The organism is Micrococcoides hystricis, assembly GCF_042434215.1.
Lineage (GTDB): Bacteria > Actinomycetota > Actinomycetes > Actinomycetales > Micrococcaceae > Micrococcoides > Micrococcoides hystricis.
The window spans coordinates 110,651-129,882 of record NZ_JBHLUB010000030.1 but is presented as its reverse complement, the minus strand read 5'-3'; the positions used below and the strand labels follow the sequence as shown (position 1 = coordinate 129,882).

Annotated in this window: 20 protein-coding genes; 16 read left to right on the top strand and 4 right to left on the bottom strand. The window is 62.3% G+C overall.

Annotated elements, in window-relative coordinates:
- Complete coding sequence (locus ACFFFR_RS08610; protein ID WP_377459597.1) at positions 1-681, top strand: hypothetical protein; 681 nt, start codon at positions 1-3, stop codon at positions 679-681.
- Between the two features lie 228 nt (positions 682-909).
- Positions 910-2,235 (top strand): MFS transporter, encoded by a 1,326-nt coding sequence (locus ACFFFR_RS08605; protein WP_377459781.1) that lies wholly within the window; start codon positions 910-912, stop codon positions 2,233-2,235.
- Here the strand turns inward: ACFFFR_RS08605 and ACFFFR_RS08600 are convergent.
- Positions 2,180-3,181, bottom strand: coding sequence for a LacI family DNA-binding transcriptional regulator (locus tag ACFFFR_RS08600; protein WP_377459596.1), 1,002 nt, complete (start codon positions 3,179-3,181; stop codon positions 2,180-2,182). The genes ACFFFR_RS08605 and ACFFFR_RS08600 overlap by 56 nt on opposite strands.
- A gap of 43 nt (positions 3,182-3,224) precedes the next feature.
- Between ACFFFR_RS08600 and ACFFFR_RS08595 the strand changes: the two genes are divergently transcribed.
- The 7 genes from ACFFFR_RS08595 to rplI all read left to right on the top strand — a co-directional run bounded on the left by ACFFFR_RS08595 (position 3,225) and on the right by rplI (position 9,041).
- Positions 3,225-4,094, top strand: coding sequence for a shikimate dehydrogenase (locus ACFFFR_RS08595; RefSeq protein ID WP_377459594.1), 870 nt, complete (start codon positions 3,225-3,227; stop codon positions 4,092-4,094).
- A 3-nt stretch (positions 4,095-4,097) separates the two neighbouring features.
- Entirely contained in the window at positions 4,098-5,813 is a 1,716-nt protein-coding gene (locus ACFFFR_RS08590; RefSeq protein WP_377459592.1) for a sugar phosphate isomerase/epimerase and 4-hydroxyphenylpyruvate domain-containing protein, read from the top strand.
- A gap of 86 nt (positions 5,814-5,899) precedes the next feature.
- Positions 5,900-7,219, top strand: a complete 1,320-nt coding sequence (locus ACFFFR_RS08585; RefSeq protein ID WP_377459590.1) for a M18 family aminopeptidase — start codon at positions 5,900-5,902, stop codon at positions 7,217-7,219.
- 103 nt (positions 7,220-7,322) lie between these two features.
- Positions 7,323-7,622, top strand: coding sequence for a 30S ribosomal protein S6 (rpsF, locus tag ACFFFR_RS08580; protein ID WP_377459589.1), 300 nt, complete (start codon positions 7,323-7,325; stop codon positions 7,620-7,622).
- A 47-nt stretch (positions 7,623-7,669) separates the two neighbouring features.
- Positions 7,670-8,245 carry a single-stranded DNA-binding protein gene (locus ACFFFR_RS08575; RefSeq protein ID WP_377459587.1) on the top strand — a complete coding sequence of 192 codons (576 nt, stop codon included), beginning with the start codon at positions 7,670-7,672 and terminating at the stop codon, positions 8,243-8,245.
- Positions 8,246-8,331: 86 nt separating this feature from the next.
- The gene (rpsR, locus tag ACFFFR_RS08570) at positions 8,332-8,568 is read left to right on the top strand and encodes a 30S ribosomal protein S18 (RefSeq protein WP_377459585.1); all 237 of its coding nucleotides are present in this window, start codon (positions 8,332-8,334) and stop codon (positions 8,566-8,568) included.
- Between the two features lie 17 nt (positions 8,569-8,585).
- Positions 8,586-9,041, top strand: a complete 456-nt coding sequence (gene rplI / locus ACFFFR_RS08565) for a 50S ribosomal protein L9 (RefSeq protein ID WP_377459583.1) — start codon at positions 8,586-8,588, stop codon at positions 9,039-9,041.
- Between the two features lie 91 nt (positions 9,042-9,132).
- On the opposite strand, the gene ACFFFR_RS08560 is transcribed toward rplI, so the two are convergent.
- Complete coding sequence (locus ACFFFR_RS08560) at positions 9,133-9,429, bottom strand: XRE family transcriptional regulator (protein WP_377459581.1); 297 nt, start codon at positions 9,427-9,429, stop codon at positions 9,133-9,135.
- A gap of 42 nt (positions 9,430-9,471) precedes the next feature.
- Positions 9,472-10,116 carry an MBL fold metallo-hydrolase gene (locus tag ACFFFR_RS08555; protein ID WP_377459580.1) on the bottom strand — a complete coding sequence of 215 codons (645 nt, stop codon included), beginning with the start codon at positions 10,114-10,116 and terminating at the stop codon, positions 9,472-9,474.
- Positions 10,117-11,009: 893 nt separating this feature from the next.
- Between ACFFFR_RS08555 and ACFFFR_RS08550 the strand changes: the two genes are divergently transcribed.
- Genes ACFFFR_RS08550 through ACFFFR_RS08540 form a run of 3 tightly spaced genes read left to right on the top strand, consistent with a single transcriptional unit; the run spans position 11,010 to position 14,207 of the window.
- On the top strand, positions 11,010-11,990 hold the full coding sequence (locus ACFFFR_RS08550; RefSeq protein ID WP_377459578.1) for a tripartite tricarboxylate transporter substrate binding protein: 981 nt from the start codon (positions 11,010-11,012) through the stop codon (positions 11,988-11,990).
- A complete protein-coding gene (locus tag ACFFFR_RS08545) occupies positions 11,987-12,487 on the top strand; it encodes a tripartite tricarboxylate transporter TctB family protein (protein ID WP_377459576.1) in 501 nt (166 codons plus the stop codon). Before ACFFFR_RS08550 ends, ACFFFR_RS08545 begins: the two co-directional genes overlap by 4 nt.
- Before the next feature lie 13 nt (positions 12,488-12,500).
- A complete protein-coding gene (locus ACFFFR_RS08540; protein WP_377459574.1) occupies positions 12,501-14,207 on the top strand; it encodes a tripartite tricarboxylate transporter permease in 1,707 nt (568 codons plus the stop codon).
- Positions 14,208-14,210: 3 nt separating this feature from the next.
- Here the strand turns inward: ACFFFR_RS08540 and ACFFFR_RS08535 are convergent, their stop codons facing one another.
- Positions 14,211-15,110, bottom strand: coding sequence for a LysR family transcriptional regulator (locus ACFFFR_RS08535; protein WP_377459572.1), 900 nt, complete (start codon positions 15,108-15,110; stop codon positions 14,211-14,213).
- A gap of 93 nt (positions 15,111-15,203) precedes the next feature.
- Between ACFFFR_RS08535 and ACFFFR_RS08530 the strand changes: the two genes are divergently transcribed.
- The 4 genes from ACFFFR_RS08530 (at position 15,204) to ACFFFR_RS08515 (ending at position 19,194) form a co-directional block, all read left to right on the top strand.
- Positions 15,204-16,220 (top strand): MBL fold metallo-hydrolase, encoded by a 1,017-nt coding sequence (locus tag ACFFFR_RS08530; RefSeq protein WP_377459570.1) that lies wholly within the window; start codon positions 15,204-15,206, stop codon positions 16,218-16,220.
- A 515-nt stretch (positions 16,221-16,735) separates the two neighbouring features.
- Positions 16,736-18,124 carry a replicative DNA helicase gene (gene dnaB / locus ACFFFR_RS08525; protein ID WP_377459569.1) on the top strand — a complete coding sequence of 463 codons (1,389 nt, stop codon included), beginning with the start codon at positions 16,736-16,738 and terminating at the stop codon, positions 18,122-18,124.
- Between the two features lie 3 nt (positions 18,125-18,127).
- Positions 18,128-18,868 carry an AzlC family ABC transporter permease gene (locus ACFFFR_RS08520; RefSeq protein ID WP_377459568.1) on the top strand — a complete coding sequence of 247 codons (741 nt, stop codon included), beginning with the start codon at positions 18,128-18,130 and terminating at the stop codon, positions 18,866-18,868.
- Positions 18,865-19,194 (top strand): branched-chain amino acid transport AzlD family protein, encoded by a 330-nt coding sequence (locus ACFFFR_RS08515; protein WP_377459566.1) that lies wholly within the window; start codon positions 18,865-18,867, stop codon positions 19,192-19,194. Before ACFFFR_RS08520 ends, ACFFFR_RS08515 begins: the two co-directional genes overlap by 4 nt.
- The last annotated feature ends 38 nt before the right edge of the window (positions 19,195-19,232 follow it).

Sequence of the window (19,232 nt, the reverse complement as noted above, 5' to 3'; positions counted from 1 at the left end):
ATGACGATCCAGCAGACCACCGTCCCGCCGTACCGACCATTACACAAGGTGATCGCCCTTATCGCGCTCATCGCTTCGGTGACGCTAGCTTTCGAGACTCTCATCTATGCTTTGCTGATTTTCAGTGAGAAGGGCGTCTTCAACCCGCACACGTCCACCGAGATGCATATCAATATGCTTGAGGGCCATGCCATGCCCGGCGCGGAACCGGAGTCGATCCCGATCCCCGGAGACCCAGGCGGTTTCGCCGAGCCCTCGACCACCTACCTAGTCCACGGGGTCGAGCCTCTGCAACTGACCACCGCCTATCTGGCTATCGCCGAAGGCGCCCAGATTACGCTTATGTTAGCCATCATCATCCTGCTAGCCATCGGTGCGATCCGCGTGCTGGCTAACAAGCCGAACACCAGCTTCGCCCGCGTCAGCCTACTCGTTCTGGGCGCCTTGAGCATCGTAGTGTCGATCTTGGCCCCGTTCTTCACCAAGCAAACCGGCCAAACCACGCTGCAAGAACTCGGCATCGAAGCCGAAACCGCGAACACCGTGATCGTCGCCGAGTTCTTTGACTTCCAGGACATTAACTTCCTGCAACTTGCCTTGGGCATCGTCTTGATCTACGTGTCCTCCTTCATCCCACGCAAGACTGAGGTGCCGCCGACGGCGGAGGTTGCCGCGGGCTAGTCGCCGCCTTCCACTGGCCCTCTTCCGCTGAATTTTCAGTGGGGGAGGTCTTCTTTCTGCCCCGAATCGGTTGAAACCCCGCGCTCTGAATTTGAAGAGTCGTATTGACACATCACTGCAACCGGTTGCATAGTGATTTAAACCACCTTTTCAAGGCCAGTGATGAAACACGAATCGAGAGATCCTATGCAAACGACCACCGGAGCACAGAAGATAGAAACTGTGAGCATGACAGCCGACGCCGAACGTCGCCGAAAGATGGGCAACCGGGCCGCGTTGAGCGCTTTCTTCGGCAGCACCGTGGAGTACTACGACTTCATGCTCTTCGCCAGTGCGTCCGCTTTGGTCTTCGGGCCCGCGTTCTTTTCTCCGCTCGGGGAGCTGGGCTCGGTGCTGGCGTCCTTGGGCACCTTCGGCGTGGCCTACATCGCCCGCCCCGTCGGCGCGATCATCTTTGGCGGACTCGGCGACCGGCTTGGCCGGAAGACCGCGCTGATGTGGTCGCTGAACCTCATGGCGCTGGCCACGGTCGCGATCGGCCTGCTGCCCACCTACGCCCAGATCGGCATCATGGCGCCGATCCTGCTGGTGCTGCTGCGCCTCGTGCAGGGCCTCTCCGCCGGCGGTGAGCAGGTCGGCTCCAACTCCTTGTCGATCGAGCACGCGCCCGAAGGCAAGCGCGGACTTTACGCCTCGTGGACCATGGTCGGCACCACGCTGGGCAACGTCCTGGGTTCCTCCGCGTTCATGTTCGTGGCGCTCATGCCCACCGAGGCGCTGCTGGTCTACGGTTGGCGCATCCCGTTCTTGATCGCGGGTCCGTTGGCGCTGGTGGCCGTGTTCATCCGCCGCAGCGTGGATGAAACTGATTCCTTCAAGGTGGCCAAGGCCACCCAGCAGATCGAGCGGGTCCCGGTTGCCGAGGTGTTTACCCAGCACTGGCACGCCCTGCTGCGGGTAATCGGCTGCTGCCTGCTGTCCGTGTTCGGCACCCTGCTCATGGTCTACGGGCTGTCGTTGGCCACCTCGGACGAGGTGGGCATGGACCCTGCCAAGTACCTGCTGGCCACCACGCTGGGTAACTTCACCCAAATCCTCGTGATTCCGTTCTGGGCCAAGCTCTCAGACCGCGTTGGCCGCCGGCCGATCTTTGCCGGCTCCATGGTCATGGCCGGGCTGATGATGTTCCCGTTCCTGTGGGCGGTCAACACCGGCGAGTTCTGGCCGGTGCTGATCGGCGCGGTCCTGCTCTCCGGGATGGGCGCCGGCGCCAACGGCATCCAAGGCTCGCTCTACACCGAGATGTTCCCGGCAAGGGTGCGCTACACCGGCGTCGCCGTCGGTACGCAACTGGGCTACCTGATCGGAGGCTTCGCCCCGGCCATCGCGGCGGCGCTGGCGGGCCCAAGCCACAACTGGTTGCCGGTGGCCATCTTCGGCGCGGTCAGCCTGTTTATCTCCGCCGGTTCCGCCTGGTCGGGCCGGGAGAACAGCCAGCTTAACCTTGCGGCGCTTGATCAGACCGGGCCGGCCCAGAAGACTCCCGAACGATGAGTTCACCGTCCATGGTCTGGTGCACCGGCGTCTGGTTGCCGTCCAACATCCGCCGCAAGATTCCCAACGCGGCCGCCCCCGCCGCACAGATCGGGATGCGCACGGTGCTCAACCGCGGAGCGACCAGCACGGCCAATGCCGCATCGTCCACGCCCACGACCGAGACGTCCCCGGGCACAGCGACTCCGCGCTGTTGCAGCTGTTGCAGGGTGCCTAGAGCGATCAAGTCGTTGTAGCACATCACCGCGGTCACGCCCCTGGCCCGCACCAGCTCGGCCGCCCGCACACCAGCGTTCAGCGTTGGAGAGAAAGGACCCAACGAGATGAGTTCAACGTCATTGCCGGCGGCGGCGCTCTCCACGGAGGACTGCCGTTCGGCAGCGGTCAGGCTGGCGGCCGGACCGGAGACCCAGGCGATGCGGGTGTGGCCCAAGGCAGCCAGCAGTTCCACGGCTTGGGTCAAGCCAACCCCGGCCGGGGTGGCCACCCCGCTCACCCCCTCCACCATGCGGGAGAGGGTCACGGTGGGACACCGCTCCGCCAGCTCGCGGATGCGCTCATCCGACAGGCGTGAGGAAGCGATGACCAGACCATCGACTTGGCGGATCAGGGCTTGGGCCAGCTCCCACTCCTGATCGGCGTCCTCATCAGTGTCGACCACAAAAAGTGAATAACCGGCTGCACGCGCGTCACGCTGCAGGGTCTTGACCAGCGGCGCAAAGAAAGGATTGGCGATGTCCGGGACAATCAGCCCGATGTTTCCCGTCCGACGCAGCGCCAGCGACTGCGCCACCGGGTGCGGTTGGTAGCCCAATTGTTGGGCGGCCTGCTGAACCCGATCAAGGGTCTCTTGCGCGACCATCTGGGGTTTAGCCAACGCCCGGGACACGGTGGAAGGTGAGACCCCGGCCAGAGCGGCGATATCGCGAATGGTTGGTGCAGCCATGAAACAAGTTTGCAACACGTGCACAACAAAAAGGAAGAACACCATGAGTCTGCCACACGAATCTCAACTCATCGGCCTGCTCGGCCACGGGGTGGGCGTCTCGCTGACCCCGCCGATGATCGAACGCGAGGCCGCCGAACAGGGCCTGCCGCTGCTCTACCGCCCGATCGACACCGCGCGTCTGGGTTACAGCTTGGCCGAGCTGCTCCAATATGCCGCCGATCTGGGTTTCACCGGCTTCAACGTCACGCATCCGCACAAACAAGAGGTGCTCGGCTGCCTGGACACGGTGGCCCCGATGGCTGCCGAGCTGGGTGCCGTCAACACCGTGCTGTTGCGCGAGGTCAGCTGCGGCTACAACACAGATGTGAGTGGATTCGGCCGCGGCCTGCGCAACACCATCCCCGCAGACCTGCTGGGCAGCGTGCTGCAACTGGGCACCGGGGGAGCCGGGTCCGCCATTGGCTTTGCGCTCCTGCAGGCCGGCGTCCAACAACTCTTCCTGGCGGATCTGGACCACACCGCCGCGCAGGCGCAGGCCTGCCGGCTGGCCAAGAGCTTCCCCGCAGCGCGCATCGTGCCGATCGAGGTGGCCCAGGTTCAACACGTCATGAAGGTCGTCGACGGTTTCGTCCAAGCGACCCCGGTGGGCATGGCCCATCACCCGGGGTGCCCCATCGACACCGGCTGGCTGCGCCCGCAGATGTGGGTGGCCGACGCCATCTACCGCCCCATCGACACCGAACTCGTCCGCGCCGCCCGGGACGCAGACTGCATCGTCATGGACGGGGGCCACATGGCCGTGGGCCAAGCCATTGATTCCTTCGAGTTGTTCACCGGGCGCAAGGCCGATGAAGAGCGGATGCGCCGGCACTTCAACGAACTCATCGCCACGGAAAGGGCCGTCGCCTAAACCATGCACACCTCCATCGCCACCGTCTGCATCTCCGGATCGTTGCCGGACAAGCTCGCCGCCATCGCCAATGCCGGCTTCACCGGCGTCGAAGTCTTCGAACAAGACCTCGTCGTCTCCGCGAAACGACCCACGGAAATCGCCGCGCTCGCGGCCGACCTGGGACTCAGCCTGGACCTGTACCAGCCCTTCCGGGACTTTGAGGGCGTCACTGAAGACCAGCTCGGCCGGAACCTGAAGCGGGCGGCTGCGACCTTCACGACCATGGAGCAGCTGGGCGTGAAGATGATGTTGGTCTGCTCCAACGTCGCCACGGCACAGATCCACGACGACGCCCTCATCGCCGAACAGCTCCACCGGCTCGGAGAGGTAGCCGCAGACTTTGGCATCAAGGTCGCCTACGAGGCCCTAGCCTGGGGCCGCTACGTCAACGACTACCGCCACGCACACCGGCTGGTCGAACTGACCGATCACCCGAACGTGGGCAGCTGCCTCGATTCCTTTCACATCCTGTCCAAGGGCGCGGACCCCACCGCGATCGCCCTGATGGACCCGCAAAAGTTGTTCTTCCTACAGCTGGCGGACGCGCCTCGCCTGCAGATGGACGTGCTGTCGTGGTCCCGGCATCACCGGCTCTTTCCCGGCGAGGGCTCCTTCGCCCTTGACGAGTTCTTCGGCCGCGTCATCCAAGCCGGCTACACCGGGCCCGTTTCCCTAGAAATCTTCAATGACGTCTTCCGGCAGGCAGACAATGAACGCACGGCCGCCGCCGGGTACCGCTCGCTGCGCTGGCTCGAAGACCAAACCGCCCGCTGGCTGGCCGCTCAGCCGGACGTCTTGGCCGGCCGAGAACGCGCCGAACTGCACGCGCTGCCGGAGGCCCCGACGGCCACCGGCATCAAGGCGCTACAGATCACCAGTGCGGCCCCAGAACGACTTCGGCCGTTGCTCACGGCACTGGGCGTGCACGAGCCGCACTGTCCCATCAAGGTCGAGGTCAACGCCGTGACGACTGCGGACCCCGCCCGCGGCGTCACCGGTTTCAGCGTGGCCTCAGCTGACCCCGGGGCGAGCCTGCTGCGCGCGCAGAGCCTAGGTTGGTCGCAGCGAGGCGGTGACCAAGACGCGGTCCTGGCCCCGGACGGTACCGCGATCCGCTTCGTCCCAGAACAGGTTGGCCAGCAAGCCGGCCGGCAGCTGCTCAACGGCATTGACCACCTCAACCTGGTCCAACCGTGGGATTCGTTCGACGAATCAACCCTCTTCTTCGAAGCCGCGCTGGGACTGGAGCGAGGCAACAGCACCGAGGTCCCCAGTCCATTCGGCCTGGTCCGCTCCACCGTCATGTCCGCCCCCGGGCTGCGCTTACCGCTGAACGTGGCGCCACAGACCCTGGACTATCCGGCCCACGTCGCCTTCGGCACCGAGGACATCTTCGCAGCGGCCAAACGGTTGGCGGACTTTCGGCTGCCCGTGCCGGAGAACTACTACACCGCGATCGCCGCGCAATTCGAGCTCCCGGACGAAACCGTCCAGCAGCTGGCCCAGCACCAGCTGCTTTTCGATCTGGAGCAGACCGCCGACGGCCCGAGGACCTTCCTGCACTTTTACACCGTGGCGATCGACAACGTCTTCTTCGAGGTCGTGCAGCGCCAACACGGCTACGAAGGGTACGGGGCCCCGAACGCCGCAGTGCGGATGAGCGCACAGTTCGGCTGAGGCCCGCCGCGGAGCAGCACAGCCGATGGACTAGGGTTAAAGTAATCCACACGTATCTATCCGCGACCACACAAGGTGCTTTTTTCGTGCTGAACCAGTCCGCCGAAGACTTCAACAATGGCCTTGCCGAGTGCGTCATGGACTCACCAACCAGCTACCACGCCGCTCACAACGCCGGCGCGCTGTTGGCCGAGGCAGGGTTCACCCAGCTCAGCGAATCCGCTGACTTTGAATCCGCACCCGGCGGCTACTTCGTCATCCGCGACGGCGCCATCATCGCCTGGCATATCCCAGAAAATGCTGACCCAGCGGCCGGATTCCAAATCGTCGGCGCCCACACGGACTCGCCGTCCTTCAAGCTGAAACCGAACCCATCCACCGCCGCCTACGGCTGGGCCCAGGCCGGCGTGGAGATCTACGGCGGGCCCCTGCTGAACTCATGGCTGGACCGTGAGCTGCGCTTCGCTGGTCGCGTGCACACCGTCGATGGAGCCGCCCACCTGGTCTGCACCGCCCCGATCGCCCGCATCCCCCAACTGGCCATCCACCTGGACCGAGAAATCGGCACCAACGGGCTGAAGCTAGACCGGCAAAAGCACACCAACCCGATCTGGGCACTGACCTACCCGGACGGCCAAGACCTCGTACAATCCGACCTGCTGCAGATCATCGCCGAAGCCGTCGAAGACGCGGAGATCAACCACGAGGACATCACCGGCTACGACATCCTGATGGCCGACTCCCAGCCGCCAGCCCATTTCGGAGCCCACGGCGAATTCTTTGCCGCCGGCCGCCTGGACAACCTGTCCTCCACCTACACGGGCCTGGCCGCACTGTTGAACTACGCGGCCAACCCCCGCAAGGACGGCCAGATCCCAGTCCTGGCCAGCTTTGACCACGAAGAGATCGGTTCGGCCACTCGCACCGGGGCCGCCGGTCCGATGCTGGAAGAGATCCTGAACCGTATTCTGCTCAGCCTCGACGCCGAAGGCCAGACCCGCTACCAAGCACTGGCCGCCTCCTGGCACCTCTCCGCCGACGCCGGCCACGTAGTCCACCCGAACTACGCTGAACGGCACGACCCGGCCAACCACCCACGCCTGAACTCCGGCCCACTGATCAAGATCAACGCCAACCAGCGCTACGCCACCGACGGCGCGGGCGTCGCCCTCGTCAAGTCCCTCGCAGCCCAAGCTGGGGTGCCGGTCCAAGAGTTCGTGTCCAACAACTCCATGCCCTGCGGCTCCACCATCGGGCCCATCACCGCCACCCGGTTGGGCATCCGCACCGTGGACCTAGGCATCGGGCTGCTGTCCATGCATTCGGCCCGAGAAATGTGCGGAACCCAAGACCCGCTCTACCTTGCCCAACTGCTGAACGCCTTCTTTGGTTCTGCAGACCACTAACTGATAAACTTTCGAAGGCTTTTTGTACACAATGAGCCTTCTACGCAAGAACCTCCTGTTGTGGAAAGACCACGACCGCAAAGTCCGAAGGAGGTGGGTTCACATGCGTGCCTACGAACTCATGGTTTTGATTAACCCAGAGATTGATGAACGTACCGTTGAGGGAACCCTCAACAAGTACTTGGAAGTCGTCCGTAAAGACGGCGGTAGCATCGACAACCTGGATATTTGGGGCCGCCGTACCTTGGCCTACGAAATCCAGAAGAAAACCGAGGCGATCTACGTCGTCGTCAACTTCACGGCCTCCCCAGCTGCTGCAGCTGAACTGGACCGTCAGCTTGGCCTCAGCGAAGACATCATGCGCACCAAGATCATTCGCCCAGAAGATCAGCGCATCGCCTAACTAGCCCTTCATCCCGAAGAGCTTCAACCCGGTAGGAAGGACCAATCATGGCCGGAGAGACAGTCATCACGGTAGTGGGAAACCTCACTGCTGACCCAGAACTACGTTTCACCCCATCCGGACACGCGGTCGCGAACTTCACCATCGCGTCCACGCCACGGACTTTCGACCGGGCCTCCGGTGAGTGGAAAGACGGGCAACCGCTCTTTCTGCGCGCCTCGCTGTGGCGGGAAGCGGCCGAAAACGCCGCCGAAACGCTCACCAAGGGCATGCGCGTCATTGCCCAAGGACGGCTGAGTGTGCGCAACTACGAGACCAAGGACGGCCGAACCGGCACATCCGTGGAACTCGACGTCGATGAGATCGGCCCATCCCTGCGCTTCGCGTCCGCACAAGTCTCCCGCAACGCCCCACGTGGCGGAGGCGGCGGCAACTTCGGTGGCGGCGGTGGCCAGCAGGCCGGCGGCTTTGGTGGCGGTGGCGGCTTCGGCGGCCAACAACAGCAGAGCCAATCCTCCGGCGGTTGGGACAACTCCGACCCATGGGGTGGCGGTGGCGGACAAGCCTCCTCCAGCCCGAACGCCTGGAACACCCCGGGCGTGGACGAAGAACCACCGTTCTAACCCACACCTTTCTCAACTCACTAACCACATATTCACCATCCCGCAGATCATTAGCTGCGGGCTCCAACCACTAAAGGAGCACCACGATGGCTAAGGCTGAAATCCGTAAGCCCAAACCAAAGTCCAACCCGCTCAAGGCAGCCGACGTCGAGGTCATTGACTACAAAGACGTTGCCTTGCTGCGCAAGTTCATCTCCGATCGCGGCAAGATCCGCGCCCGCCGGGTCACCGGTGTGAGCGTCCAGGAACAGCGCAAGATCGCCCAGGCTATCAAGAACGCCCGCGAAGTTGCCCTGCTGCCATACTCCGGCTCTGGCCGCTAAGAGGGGAGAAAAGCACAATGGCTAAACTCATTCTGAACCAAGAAGTTACCGGTCTGGGTGCCGCTGGCGACGTCGTCGAAGTTAAGAACGGCTACGCCCGCAACTACCTGCTGCCACGCGGTATCGCTACCCTGTGGACCGCCGGTGGCGAAAAGCAGATCGAATCCATCAAGGCTGCCCGCGCCGCCCGCGCCGTGGCAAACCGCGAGGAAGCACAGGCACTGGCTGAGAAGCTCTCCGCCAACGCCATCGACATCCAGGTGACCGCCGGCGAAACCGGCCGCCTGTTCGGTACCGTCAAGGGTGCCGACGTCGCAGCTGCCATCGAAGCAGCTGGCCTGGGCAAGATCGACAAGCGCAGCGTCGAATTCGCTGCCCCGATCAAGCAGCTCGGTACCCACAAGGCAACCGTGCGCGTTCACGAAGAGGTCGTAGCTAACATCGAACTCAACGTGATTCCAACAGCCAAGTAAGGTCACCGACCTAACTAGCTTCAATCAAGACGGGGATCCTTCCACCACGGAGGGGTCCCCGTTTTGTGTTTACTGGGACCAAGAGCCGAGGCTACGCACCGCCTTCGCCCTCCCACGCGTTGAGTTTCATGTACCGATCCCGCGTCAGCCGGCGACGCACACCGTATCCAACCCTGCCATCCTCGGGGATAAACAGCGCACCATACTCTTCCAGCGCCGCCTTCAGAGCCTCGCGCTGCCCCGGAGTGAGATCGATTCTGCCGTGTTCGAAAAACTGGACTTCCTGCTCCGTCAAACCAGCCGCCTTACCGATGATCTCCCTAGAGACCTTGGTCAAAGCGCGGGCCGCACGGGCCAAATCTGACGTGAGAATCAATTTCTTTTCCATAAACCAATTCTTCCACCAACCCACCGGATGTCTAGGGGCGGACTATTCCTTGAGCGGCAACGTCAACAAGTCGCCGCCGTACTCATCAAGACAGGCCTGCACACGTTTGCTGTAGAGCCCCAGACCCGCCTTCGAGAGCATGCCGTCGTGGGTCAGGTAAGCCTGTTTGGGTCGGGCCGCGAGAACAAAGTCCATGACCTGAGACAGATTCGACCACGGCGAACCAATAGGAACACCCAAGATCTTCGCCCTGAATGGTGGACGCACCAGAGAGTCCCCGCCCCAAGCGAACTCGTTGTTCACGTGGATGCCGATGTTGTCCACCACCGGGATGCTGGAGTGCAGCATTGACCGTAGACGTCGATGCCGAAAAGGCCCGACCTGCTTCCGGTCACCCTCCCGCACAATTAACACGTTCGTGTTAATTCCGGCTTGGTGGAGCGCTTCTTTGGTGGCCTCGGTCGTAAAGATCGGGGCTTCGGGAGCGGCTTTGCGCAGCTCTTCGATGTGTTCGCTCGTCCAGTGATCGGCGTGTTCATGGGTAATGACGATCCCCGCGACGGGCTCCGACGCTGCGATTGCGCGCTGCAGCTCTTCGGCGGAAGAGAGATTACCCGGATCGACGAAGAGTGAGTGTTTTTCAGATTCGAGGACAAGTCCAGCATGAGCAAGTCGAAAATACCTCATGTCTTGAGTTTTCCATTCCCGCCAGCTCAAAGGAACCCCCTTTCACAGCGCACCAGTAGTTCTGGGCAACAGCTCGGGGGAGCTGAGTCAACACCAGCTTCAGTCTTGCTCGGAGCTCCTCTTGGCACTCTTGGCTGACGATAATGGGAGCTAGTGAATTGAAAGCGAGCCAGATTGATGACCACTGAAGACCTGCGTCTCAACAAGAATGACTTCGCGACCGCCAGCTCATGCGCTGCGGCGATCAGGTCGAAAGCCGTCGCGCAGGGGAGCACACCGTTGAGAGTGTGGGACGCGAACGAAGCCTGGCTGGTCGAAAGGCGCAAATCCATTCCGCATACTTGCCCTATAAGTGGGTTGGAATCGTTGTCTACACGCTGGCCCTGATTGCCGGGGTAGTCCTGCTGGTGCAGAGTATTGAGAACCCTCTCAGTACCGAATCAATTGCATCCATGGCCTTTCTGGGATTGGTCGTGCTGTGCTTCACCAGCGTTCTTTGGCCGATTCTGATTCGTGGCGTTGGACAACAAGCGTTTCGAGGAGAACTTCGAGAACTATTGGACCGTGATCTACCTGTTTGCGATGACGGTGATCCTCGCGTCCGGAGTAACCGGTTGTTCGTACGCAGAAGCTTCGGCTGGATTCCAGTCAATCTCGAAAATTAGTTGCATCTGTCAAAAGTTAATTGACACACCATTTCACAGGCCAGACCTTCCTAAGTAGCGCCCACAAAGCCCCCCAATTCCCCTAAACACAGGGAAGTAAGCCCAGTGGCCTGAACCATAAGCGATGGTTAACACAGGGATAAGAAAGCATTGGTATCGCTTGTGGTATGACTATGGTCATACTAGATAAAACGTAGTTTGCACCTTCTACTTTTCGAGGATCTGACCATGAAGAAAACCCTTCGCGCCGTGGCCGCAATCGCCGCCAGCGCCCTCGCTCTAACCGCATGTGGCCCACAGGGTGGTTCCAGTGGCGACGCCGCTGACTACCCGACCAAGAACATGGAAATGACCGTCGGTTTCGCAGCCGGTGGCCACAACGATGTTACGGCCCGCAAGTTCGCCGCCGCTCTGGAAGAAGAGCTCGGACAGAAGGTCATGGTCGTGAACCGCACCGGCGGTGGCGGCGTGATCTCAGCTACCGAGGCCTCCCGTGCCAAACCGGACGGATACAACTTGTTCTTCGCCCCGACCGGGGCCTTCACCTCGGCCATGCTGCAGCAGCAGGTTACCTACAAGATTGAAGACTTCCGCTCCATCCAGCCAGTCGCCGAGAACGCCTTCGTCATCGCCGTTCCGAAAGACTCCAAATACAAGTCCTACGAAGACATCACCAAGGACAAGGACCGCGTCACCTTCTCCCACTTCGGCAAGGGCCACCCGACTCACCTGATCGGTGAAGAGATCGTCCAGAACTTCGAGCTCAACGGTGAAGCCGTTCCGTACGATGGCTCCCCTGAAGCCCTGCAGGCAATCGCCAACGGGGACGTCAGCTTCGGCATCCAAGACATCACCTCCGCCCTGCCACGACTGAAGAACGGCGACATCCGCGCCCTGGCCGTCTCCACCGAAGAGCGCAACCACGCCCTGCCGGACGTGCCATCCTTCACCGAGCTGGATCTGGAAGAAGTCCACTTCTCCGGCTCCCAGGCACTGGTCGTTCAGAAAGACGTCCCTGCCGAGATCGTTGAGAAGCTCGAAGAAGCTGCCGCAAAGGCCGTTGAGGACCCTGAATTCGTGAAGTTCGTTGAGGACAACGCCAACCAGATCCCAGACGTCGAGGGCGAAGCCTGGTTCGGCGAGTTCATGCCGCAAGAGCTCGAGCGCTTTGAGAAGCTCTACGAGAAGCTGGGCATCGATTCCAAATGAGTCGTGACGAAGAACAACTAGCCCCACACGTGGAGGTGGCCGATCGTTACGACGGCCCACCTCCACGTGAGGAGCAGGGGTTGCGTGACTTCTACGCCCCCATCGTGCTGATCATCGTCGCGGTGATCGCGCTGGTCTCGGTCGTGCCCCTCGGGCTCGGCACCCTGGCCAGCTTCGAACCCGGACTGTGGCCGACCATCCTAGCTGTGTCCATCATCGTCGGCTCCATCGTCTCGCTCATCCAACACCACAGTTTCCACGTCCCCGAACGGGCCGGTCTGGTGCGCACCGCCATCATGACCCTGTCCCTGCTGGCCTTCGTCTTCCTGTACGACTGGGCCGGGTTCGTCGGTGCCGGTGTGGTGTGCATGTTCGTCATCGGCCGCTGGGTCGCCAAACTGAGCTGGCTCAAAGCCGCCATCTTGGCCGTCCTGTCAGTCGGCATCGTCTACGTCATGTTCGGCCCGCTGCTGGGCGTGAACCTGCGCATGTTCTAGGAAGGAACCCGCCATGCAAGACATCCTCAACGGGTTGTCGACCGGCTTCGAGGTCGCGTTCCAACCCATGAACTTACTCTTCGTGCTGATCGGAGTCACCGTCGGCACCCTGATCGGCCTGCTGCCAGGCCTCGGCCCGGTCGCGACCATCGCACTGCTGCTGCCGCTGACCTTCAACCTGGACCCAGCCGGCGCCATCATGATGCTCGCCGGCATCTACTACGGCTCCATGTACGGTGGCCGTATCCCCGCCATCCTGCTGCGATTACCGGGTGATGCCTCGGCGGTGGTGACCACCTTCGACGGCTACCCCCTTGCCCAGCAGGGCAAGGCAGGCCGGGCCCTCGGTATCACCGCGATCGGCTCCTTCCTCGGCGGCACCGTCTCGATTATCGGGCTGTCCCTGCTGGCCCCATCACTGGCCCAAGTCGCCGGTGGGGTGTCCTCCCCGGACATGTTCGTACTCACCGCCTTAGGCCTAGTGCTGGTGTCCTTCATCGGATCCGGCTCCCGGGTGAAGTCCATGACCGCGGCCGCCCTCGGTATGCTGGTCGCCGTCATCGGTCTGGACCCGATCACCTCCGATGAACGCCTGACCTTCGGCAACTACGAACTGATCGCCGGCGTCCACGTCGTCGCCATCGCCGTAGGCCTATTCGGTATCGGCGAGATCATGAAGAACGCCGAAAAAGGTTTCTACGGCGGCGTCGCCAAGACCGCCGTCGAGCGGATCCTGCCAACCAAATCTGACTGGCTGGCTACCCGCTGGGCCATCCTGCGCTCCTCCATCATCGGGTTCTTCGTCGGCATCATCCCCGGCGGTGGTGGCACCATCTCCGCCGTGATCGCCTACGGTTCCGAACGCCGCTTCTCCAAAAACCCGGAGAAATTCGGTAAGGGAGCCATGGACGGGCTGGCCGCCACCGAGACCGCGGACAACGCGTCCTCGAACTCCGCGTTCTTGCCGCTGCTGACACTCGGTGTCCCACCAAACCCGGTCCTCGCCCTGATCTTCGGCGCCCTGCTGTTGCACAACATCACCCCGGGCCCGCAGATGATGGATGAAAACCCGGACGTGTTCTGGGGCGTCATCGCCTCCATGTACGTCGGCAACATCCTGCTGCTGATCCTGAACCTGCCGCTGATCGGCATGTTCACCAAGATCCTGAAAGTCCCCGGCAGCATCATGGCCCCGATCATCATCGTGGTCGCCATCGCCGGTGTCTACTCGGTCCGCAACTCCATGCTGGACGTACTGATGGCCATCATCTTCGGTGCCGTCGGCTACATCCTGCGGACCTTCAACTACGATCTTGGCCCGTTCATCCTCGGCTTCATCCTCGGGCCCATCATCGAACAGCACTTCCGCCGCTCGATGCAGCTCTCCGATGGCAGCTTCGAGATCTTCTTCACCCGCCCGATTCCACTGGTCGTCTTGTCCCTGCTGCTGGTCGGCATCATCTGGTTCACCATTGATGCCCGCCGCAAGAAGAACAGCCCGACCATGGACCCATACCAGGAAGCCATCCGCTCCGGCGCCAACAACGGGGAAGAAACCCCGGAACTGGCCACCGCCAAAGTGACCACTCAAGCCACTGCCGCAACGGAGACTGAGGTGCGTGAGGCCGACGCCGAACAACCGGTAACCAAACCGGTCCGGCCCGCAGAAGGACCGAATCCGGAGGAACCACGTCAGGATGAATCGGGGCGGACCGACTAAGGTTCAGCGCCAGTCAGAGCTTGCAAGATGTTCCAACACAACCTGAATCCGTCGTGGCAGCTGCACCCCTTGAGGGACGGCTGCCACGATCGGGTTGGCCGGCAACTCATCGGCAATCGGCACAAACCGCACCGCCTCGGCCTCCGGCCCGTAGTTCCAGCGCGGCACCGTGTTGAAATAGGACCACGCAAAACCCCGGCCCACCATGGACAACAGCGTCTCCAACACTTTCGAACGCCACCGCAGGTTCGGCCGGAACCCCAACGAATGGAACAGGCCCAACACCCGGTCCACCGTCGGCGGTATATCAAACAGGATCAACGGCTCATCCATCAGCTGCTCCAACCGGACACTGGGCTGATCCGCCAACGGATGATCCGCCGCTACCGCCACATGCTGGCGGATCTCCCGCAACACCTTCTGATCCAAAAACGAGGGCCGCTGCGCCTCATAGCAGAGCAACACATCCAGCCGGCCGTTCTCCACATCCGGACCCAACTCCACCGCGGAGCCCTCCACAAAACTGAACTCCAGCGCCGGGTAATGCTCCGCGCAGTGGGTAATCAGTTCCGGGATCAACAGGGCGGACAGGGTGGCGGTACAGCCGACGCGGACCGGCCCGGACAACGACTGCTGCTCCTGCCGCACCGCCAACGCGGCCTCCTCGGACAGCGCACCGATCTGCTGGGCGTACCGCAACAACGCGTACCCGGCCGGGGTGGGCAGCACCCGTTTGGCGTGCGACCGCACAAACAAGCTCACCCCCAGCGCCCGCTCCAGCTCGGAGACAGCCATGGACACCGCAGCCTGGGTCACATGGTTGGCCTCAGCCGCCGCCGTGATGGAACCTTCCTCCACCGCCGCCACAAAATACTGCAACTGCCGCAACGTGAACTCAGCCATAAACACCTCTGATGTTTGAGGTAGATAAATTTTGCTTTCGATTATACAAAGTGTCACCCAAACTGGTGACAGTAACCTGCAAGGAGATGTGACATGACCACGCACCACACCGGCCCCCACATCGTGGCCCTCGGAACCTCCGGCGGTCCACGCTGGTGGAAAGGCGGCAACCGTACCGGCATCGCCACCGCCGTCGTTTTGCCCAACGGAGACTTCTACCTGGTCGATGCCGGCTCCGGAGTCGGCCGCCGCCTCGAACAAGCCGGACTGCCCCTGCACAAAATGCGCGGCATCTTCATCACCCACCTGCACTCGGACCACACCGTAGACCTCGCCTCCCTGGGCATCTTTGGGCTCTATGAAATCGAGGGCAAGACCGACAAACCCATCCCCATCGTCGGCCCCGGCAACCGCGGCATGCTGCCACCGCTATCCAAGTTCGCCACCGAGGAACCCAAGATCGTCAACCCGGAGAACCCCACCCCGGGCACCGCGGAAATGTTCACCAAGCTCATGGAAGCGTACGCCACGGACCTCAATGACCGCATCATCGACAGCCGCCGGGCCAACCCGCTGGACCTGTTCGACCCCCAAGACGTCGTCGTCCCAGCCGAAACCGGATTCCACCCGAACGAGAACATGACTCCGGACTGCGAGCCATTCCTGGTGTTCGAAGACGAACAGGTCAAGGTCTACGCCACCTTAGTGGAGCACCCGCCAATCGCCCCGGCCTTCGGCTTCCGCTTCGAAACCGCCGAGGGCTCGGTCGCCTTCTCCGGTGACACCACCTTCACCCCCAACATGATCACCCTCGCCAAAGACGTGGACCTGCTCATGCACGAGGCCATCGACTTCGACTTCATTGAGGAACTCTACGGGGGCCGCACCGACGAGCTCTCTCGTGCCTCGAAGGAACACCACTATAAGTCCCACACCTCGGTCGAGGACGCCGTCCGGGTCGCCCAAGAAGCCGGCGCCCGCCGCCTGGCTCTGCACCACCTGGTGCCGGGACTGGATCAGACCAAAGTCTGGGAACGCGGCCGGAACCACTTCGACGGCGAATTCTTCGTCCCCGAAGACCTCGACGCCATCTCCTTCGCGCGCGACTAACTTTTCTTAGTAGGTGAGACGGCCCGACACCACAGAACCCGTGGTGTCGGGCCTTGTCATGGGGGCGTGAAAAACTTTCTTTCCCGGGCTTGACACACCTGTGTATGAAATGTGGATAATTCCCCCTCAGACAGACAAGTTTTGCCTCGCATAGCAGAGAACTTGAGTGAACGCGAACTGAGATTCAGGTGAAAAATGTGAGCAAAAATATTTTCTGTCCACACGTCCACAATCGCCGGATCCTTGTAAACACAGGGAAGTAGCCAGTATCTGTGCGCAAGGTGGAAAACTATCCACAGTCTTGTCCACATCATCCACAGCGCGTTCCACAAGCTATCAACAGGCAACCCACAACCCCTGTGGATAGTCAGCTGGATTATGGGGATAACTCGGGTTTAGGGTAGTGGCAGAAGTCCCTCTTGAGACCCCCTCACACCCTTATCCTGTCGGTGCTTACCGGCAGCATTAAAGGTCTTGGGGAAACTAATCGGTGCCGACCAGCCAGGACGTGAACGTTGACGATCTCCCACTATGAAACGGGCGTAGCTTCCGCTGAAAACCAGAGCCGCAAACCGCCTCAGGACATGGTGGCAGAACAATCCGTCCTCGGCGGTATGTTGCTGTCCCCGGACGCCATTTCGGCCGTGGTCGAGGTCATCCGCGGGGATGACTTCTACAAGCCGGCACACGAGATGATCTACGAGGCCATCGTGGACCTCTATGGCCGTGGCGAGCCGGCCGACGCCATCACCGTCTCCGACGCCCTCACCAAGCGCGGAGAGCTCCAACGGGTCGGCGGCGCCGCCTACCTGCACGAGCTCATCGAGTCCGTCCCCACCGCCGCCAACGCCCAGTTCTACGCCGAAATCGTGGCCGAGCGCGCCGTACTGCGCCGCATGGTCAGCGCCGGCACCAAGATCGTCCAACTCGGCTACGCCCAGGACGGCGAGGTCGAGGACCTCGTCAACCGCGCGCAATCAGAGATCTTCGCGATCGCCGAACGCAACCAGGCCGAGGACTACGTCGCTCTCTCCGAGATCATGGAAGCCACCGTCGATGAGATCGAGGCAGCCGGCAGCCGCGGCGCCGGCGTCACCGGTGTGCCCACCGGCTTCTACGAACTCGACGAACTGACCCAAGGCTTCCACGGCGGCCAAATGATCGTCGTCGCCGCCCGCCCAGCCATGGGTAAATCCACGTTTGCGCTCGACGTCGCCCGCTCCGCCGCTATCAAGAACAACATGGCCACCGTCATCTTCTCCCTGGAAATGGGTAAGTCGGAGATCGCCATGCGCCTGCTCTCCGCCGAGGGCACCATGTACCTGCAAGACCTGCGCAAAGGCTCCATCAAAGACGAGCAGTGGGGCAAAATCGCCGCCACCGTCGGCAAACTCAACGACGCGCCACTGTTCATCGACGATTCGCCGAACATGTCGCTCATGGAAATCCGCGCCAAATGCCGCCGCCTGAAGCAGAAACACAACCTCAAACTCGTCGTGCTCGACTACCTGCAGCTGATGTCCTCGGGCAAACGCGTGGAATCCCGCCAGCAGGAAGTCTCCGAGTTCTCCCGCGCACTGAAACTGCTGGCCAAAGAACTCGATGTCCCCGTCGTCGCCCTCTCGCAGCTGAACCGTGGCTCCGAGCAGCGCCCAGACAAGCGCCCCCAGGTCTCCGATCTGCGCGAATCCGGCTCCATCGAGCAGGACGCGGACATGGTCATCCTGCTGCACCGCGAAGAGGTCTACAACAAAGAAACCGAACGCGCCGGCGAGGCGGACATCATCATCGGCAAAAACCGCTCCGGCCCCACCGCCAACATCGTCGTCGCCTTCCAAGGTCACTACTCGCGCTTCTCCAACATGGCCTCAGAAATGCCATCGGACTCCACCGGCGGTTTCTAATCGTTGACCAACGCCAGCACCACACAGCCCGGCCCCGCCGCCACCCCGCCACGTAGCCTCTACACCTCTGCCGCGTCGCTGGCCGCTGCCCTCGGGCTGGTCGGCATCGCCTACGGTGTGCAAGCGGTCGAGGGCGGCTTCCCACTCTGGTTCGCCCCACTGTTGGGCACCATCGTGCTCGCCGGCTCAGCAGAAATGCTCTTCGTGGGCCTCGTAGCCGCCGGCACCAACCCCTTCTTTGCCGCACTCGCCGGACTGACCGTGAACATCCGCCACCTGCCGTACGGAGTCTCCGTCCGCCGCTTCCTGACCCACAAATGGCCGCAGCGTGCCGCAGAAATCCACGTGATGAACGACGAGGCCGTCGCCTTCGCCCTCGCCCATCAAACCAGCGGTTGGGGCCGCCGCGCCTACCTGACCGAAGGCTACATGATGCTCACCGCCTGGCCCCTCGGGGCCCTCGCCGGTGGTCTCCTTGGCCGCTTCGTCCCACCCGAAACCCTCGGCCTCGACGCGCTCTTCCCCGCCGCCATCCTCGCCCTGGTGCTCCCAGCCCTGAAACGCCCTGAATTCCGTCTCATCGCCATCATCGGCATCGCACTCACCGCCGTCGGCACCTTCATCGTCCCCGCCAGCATCGGCCCGCTCGTCGCACTGCTGGCCCTGCCGCTGATCTTCCTGCCCGGCCAAGCCGCCCGCAACGCAGACAACAAAGCAGCTGCAGCCGAAGGGGAGGGCGCATGACCGAACTCATCAACCCCACCGTGATCGCCGCCGTCGCGCTCCTAGCCATCGGCACGTTCGTTCTCCGGGCCCTCGGCCCAACCGTTGGCGGCAGACTCGAAAAGCGCCCGCTCCTCAAACGCGCCGTACAAGCTGCCACCTACCTGCTGCTGATTGGCGTCAGCATCACCGCAACCCTCGGCTCGTCCCTGGAAACGTTCAGCGTCGCCCGGCTTTGCGGCGTCCTGACCGGCGGCATCCTTGCCTGGCGCAAGGCCGGCTTCCTCTGGATCGTTGTCGCAGCCAGCGCCACCACCGCGATCCTGCGCCTCCTCGGCCTGCCGTAACCACATAAATGGAACATACATGTGGATAATCAGAGCCA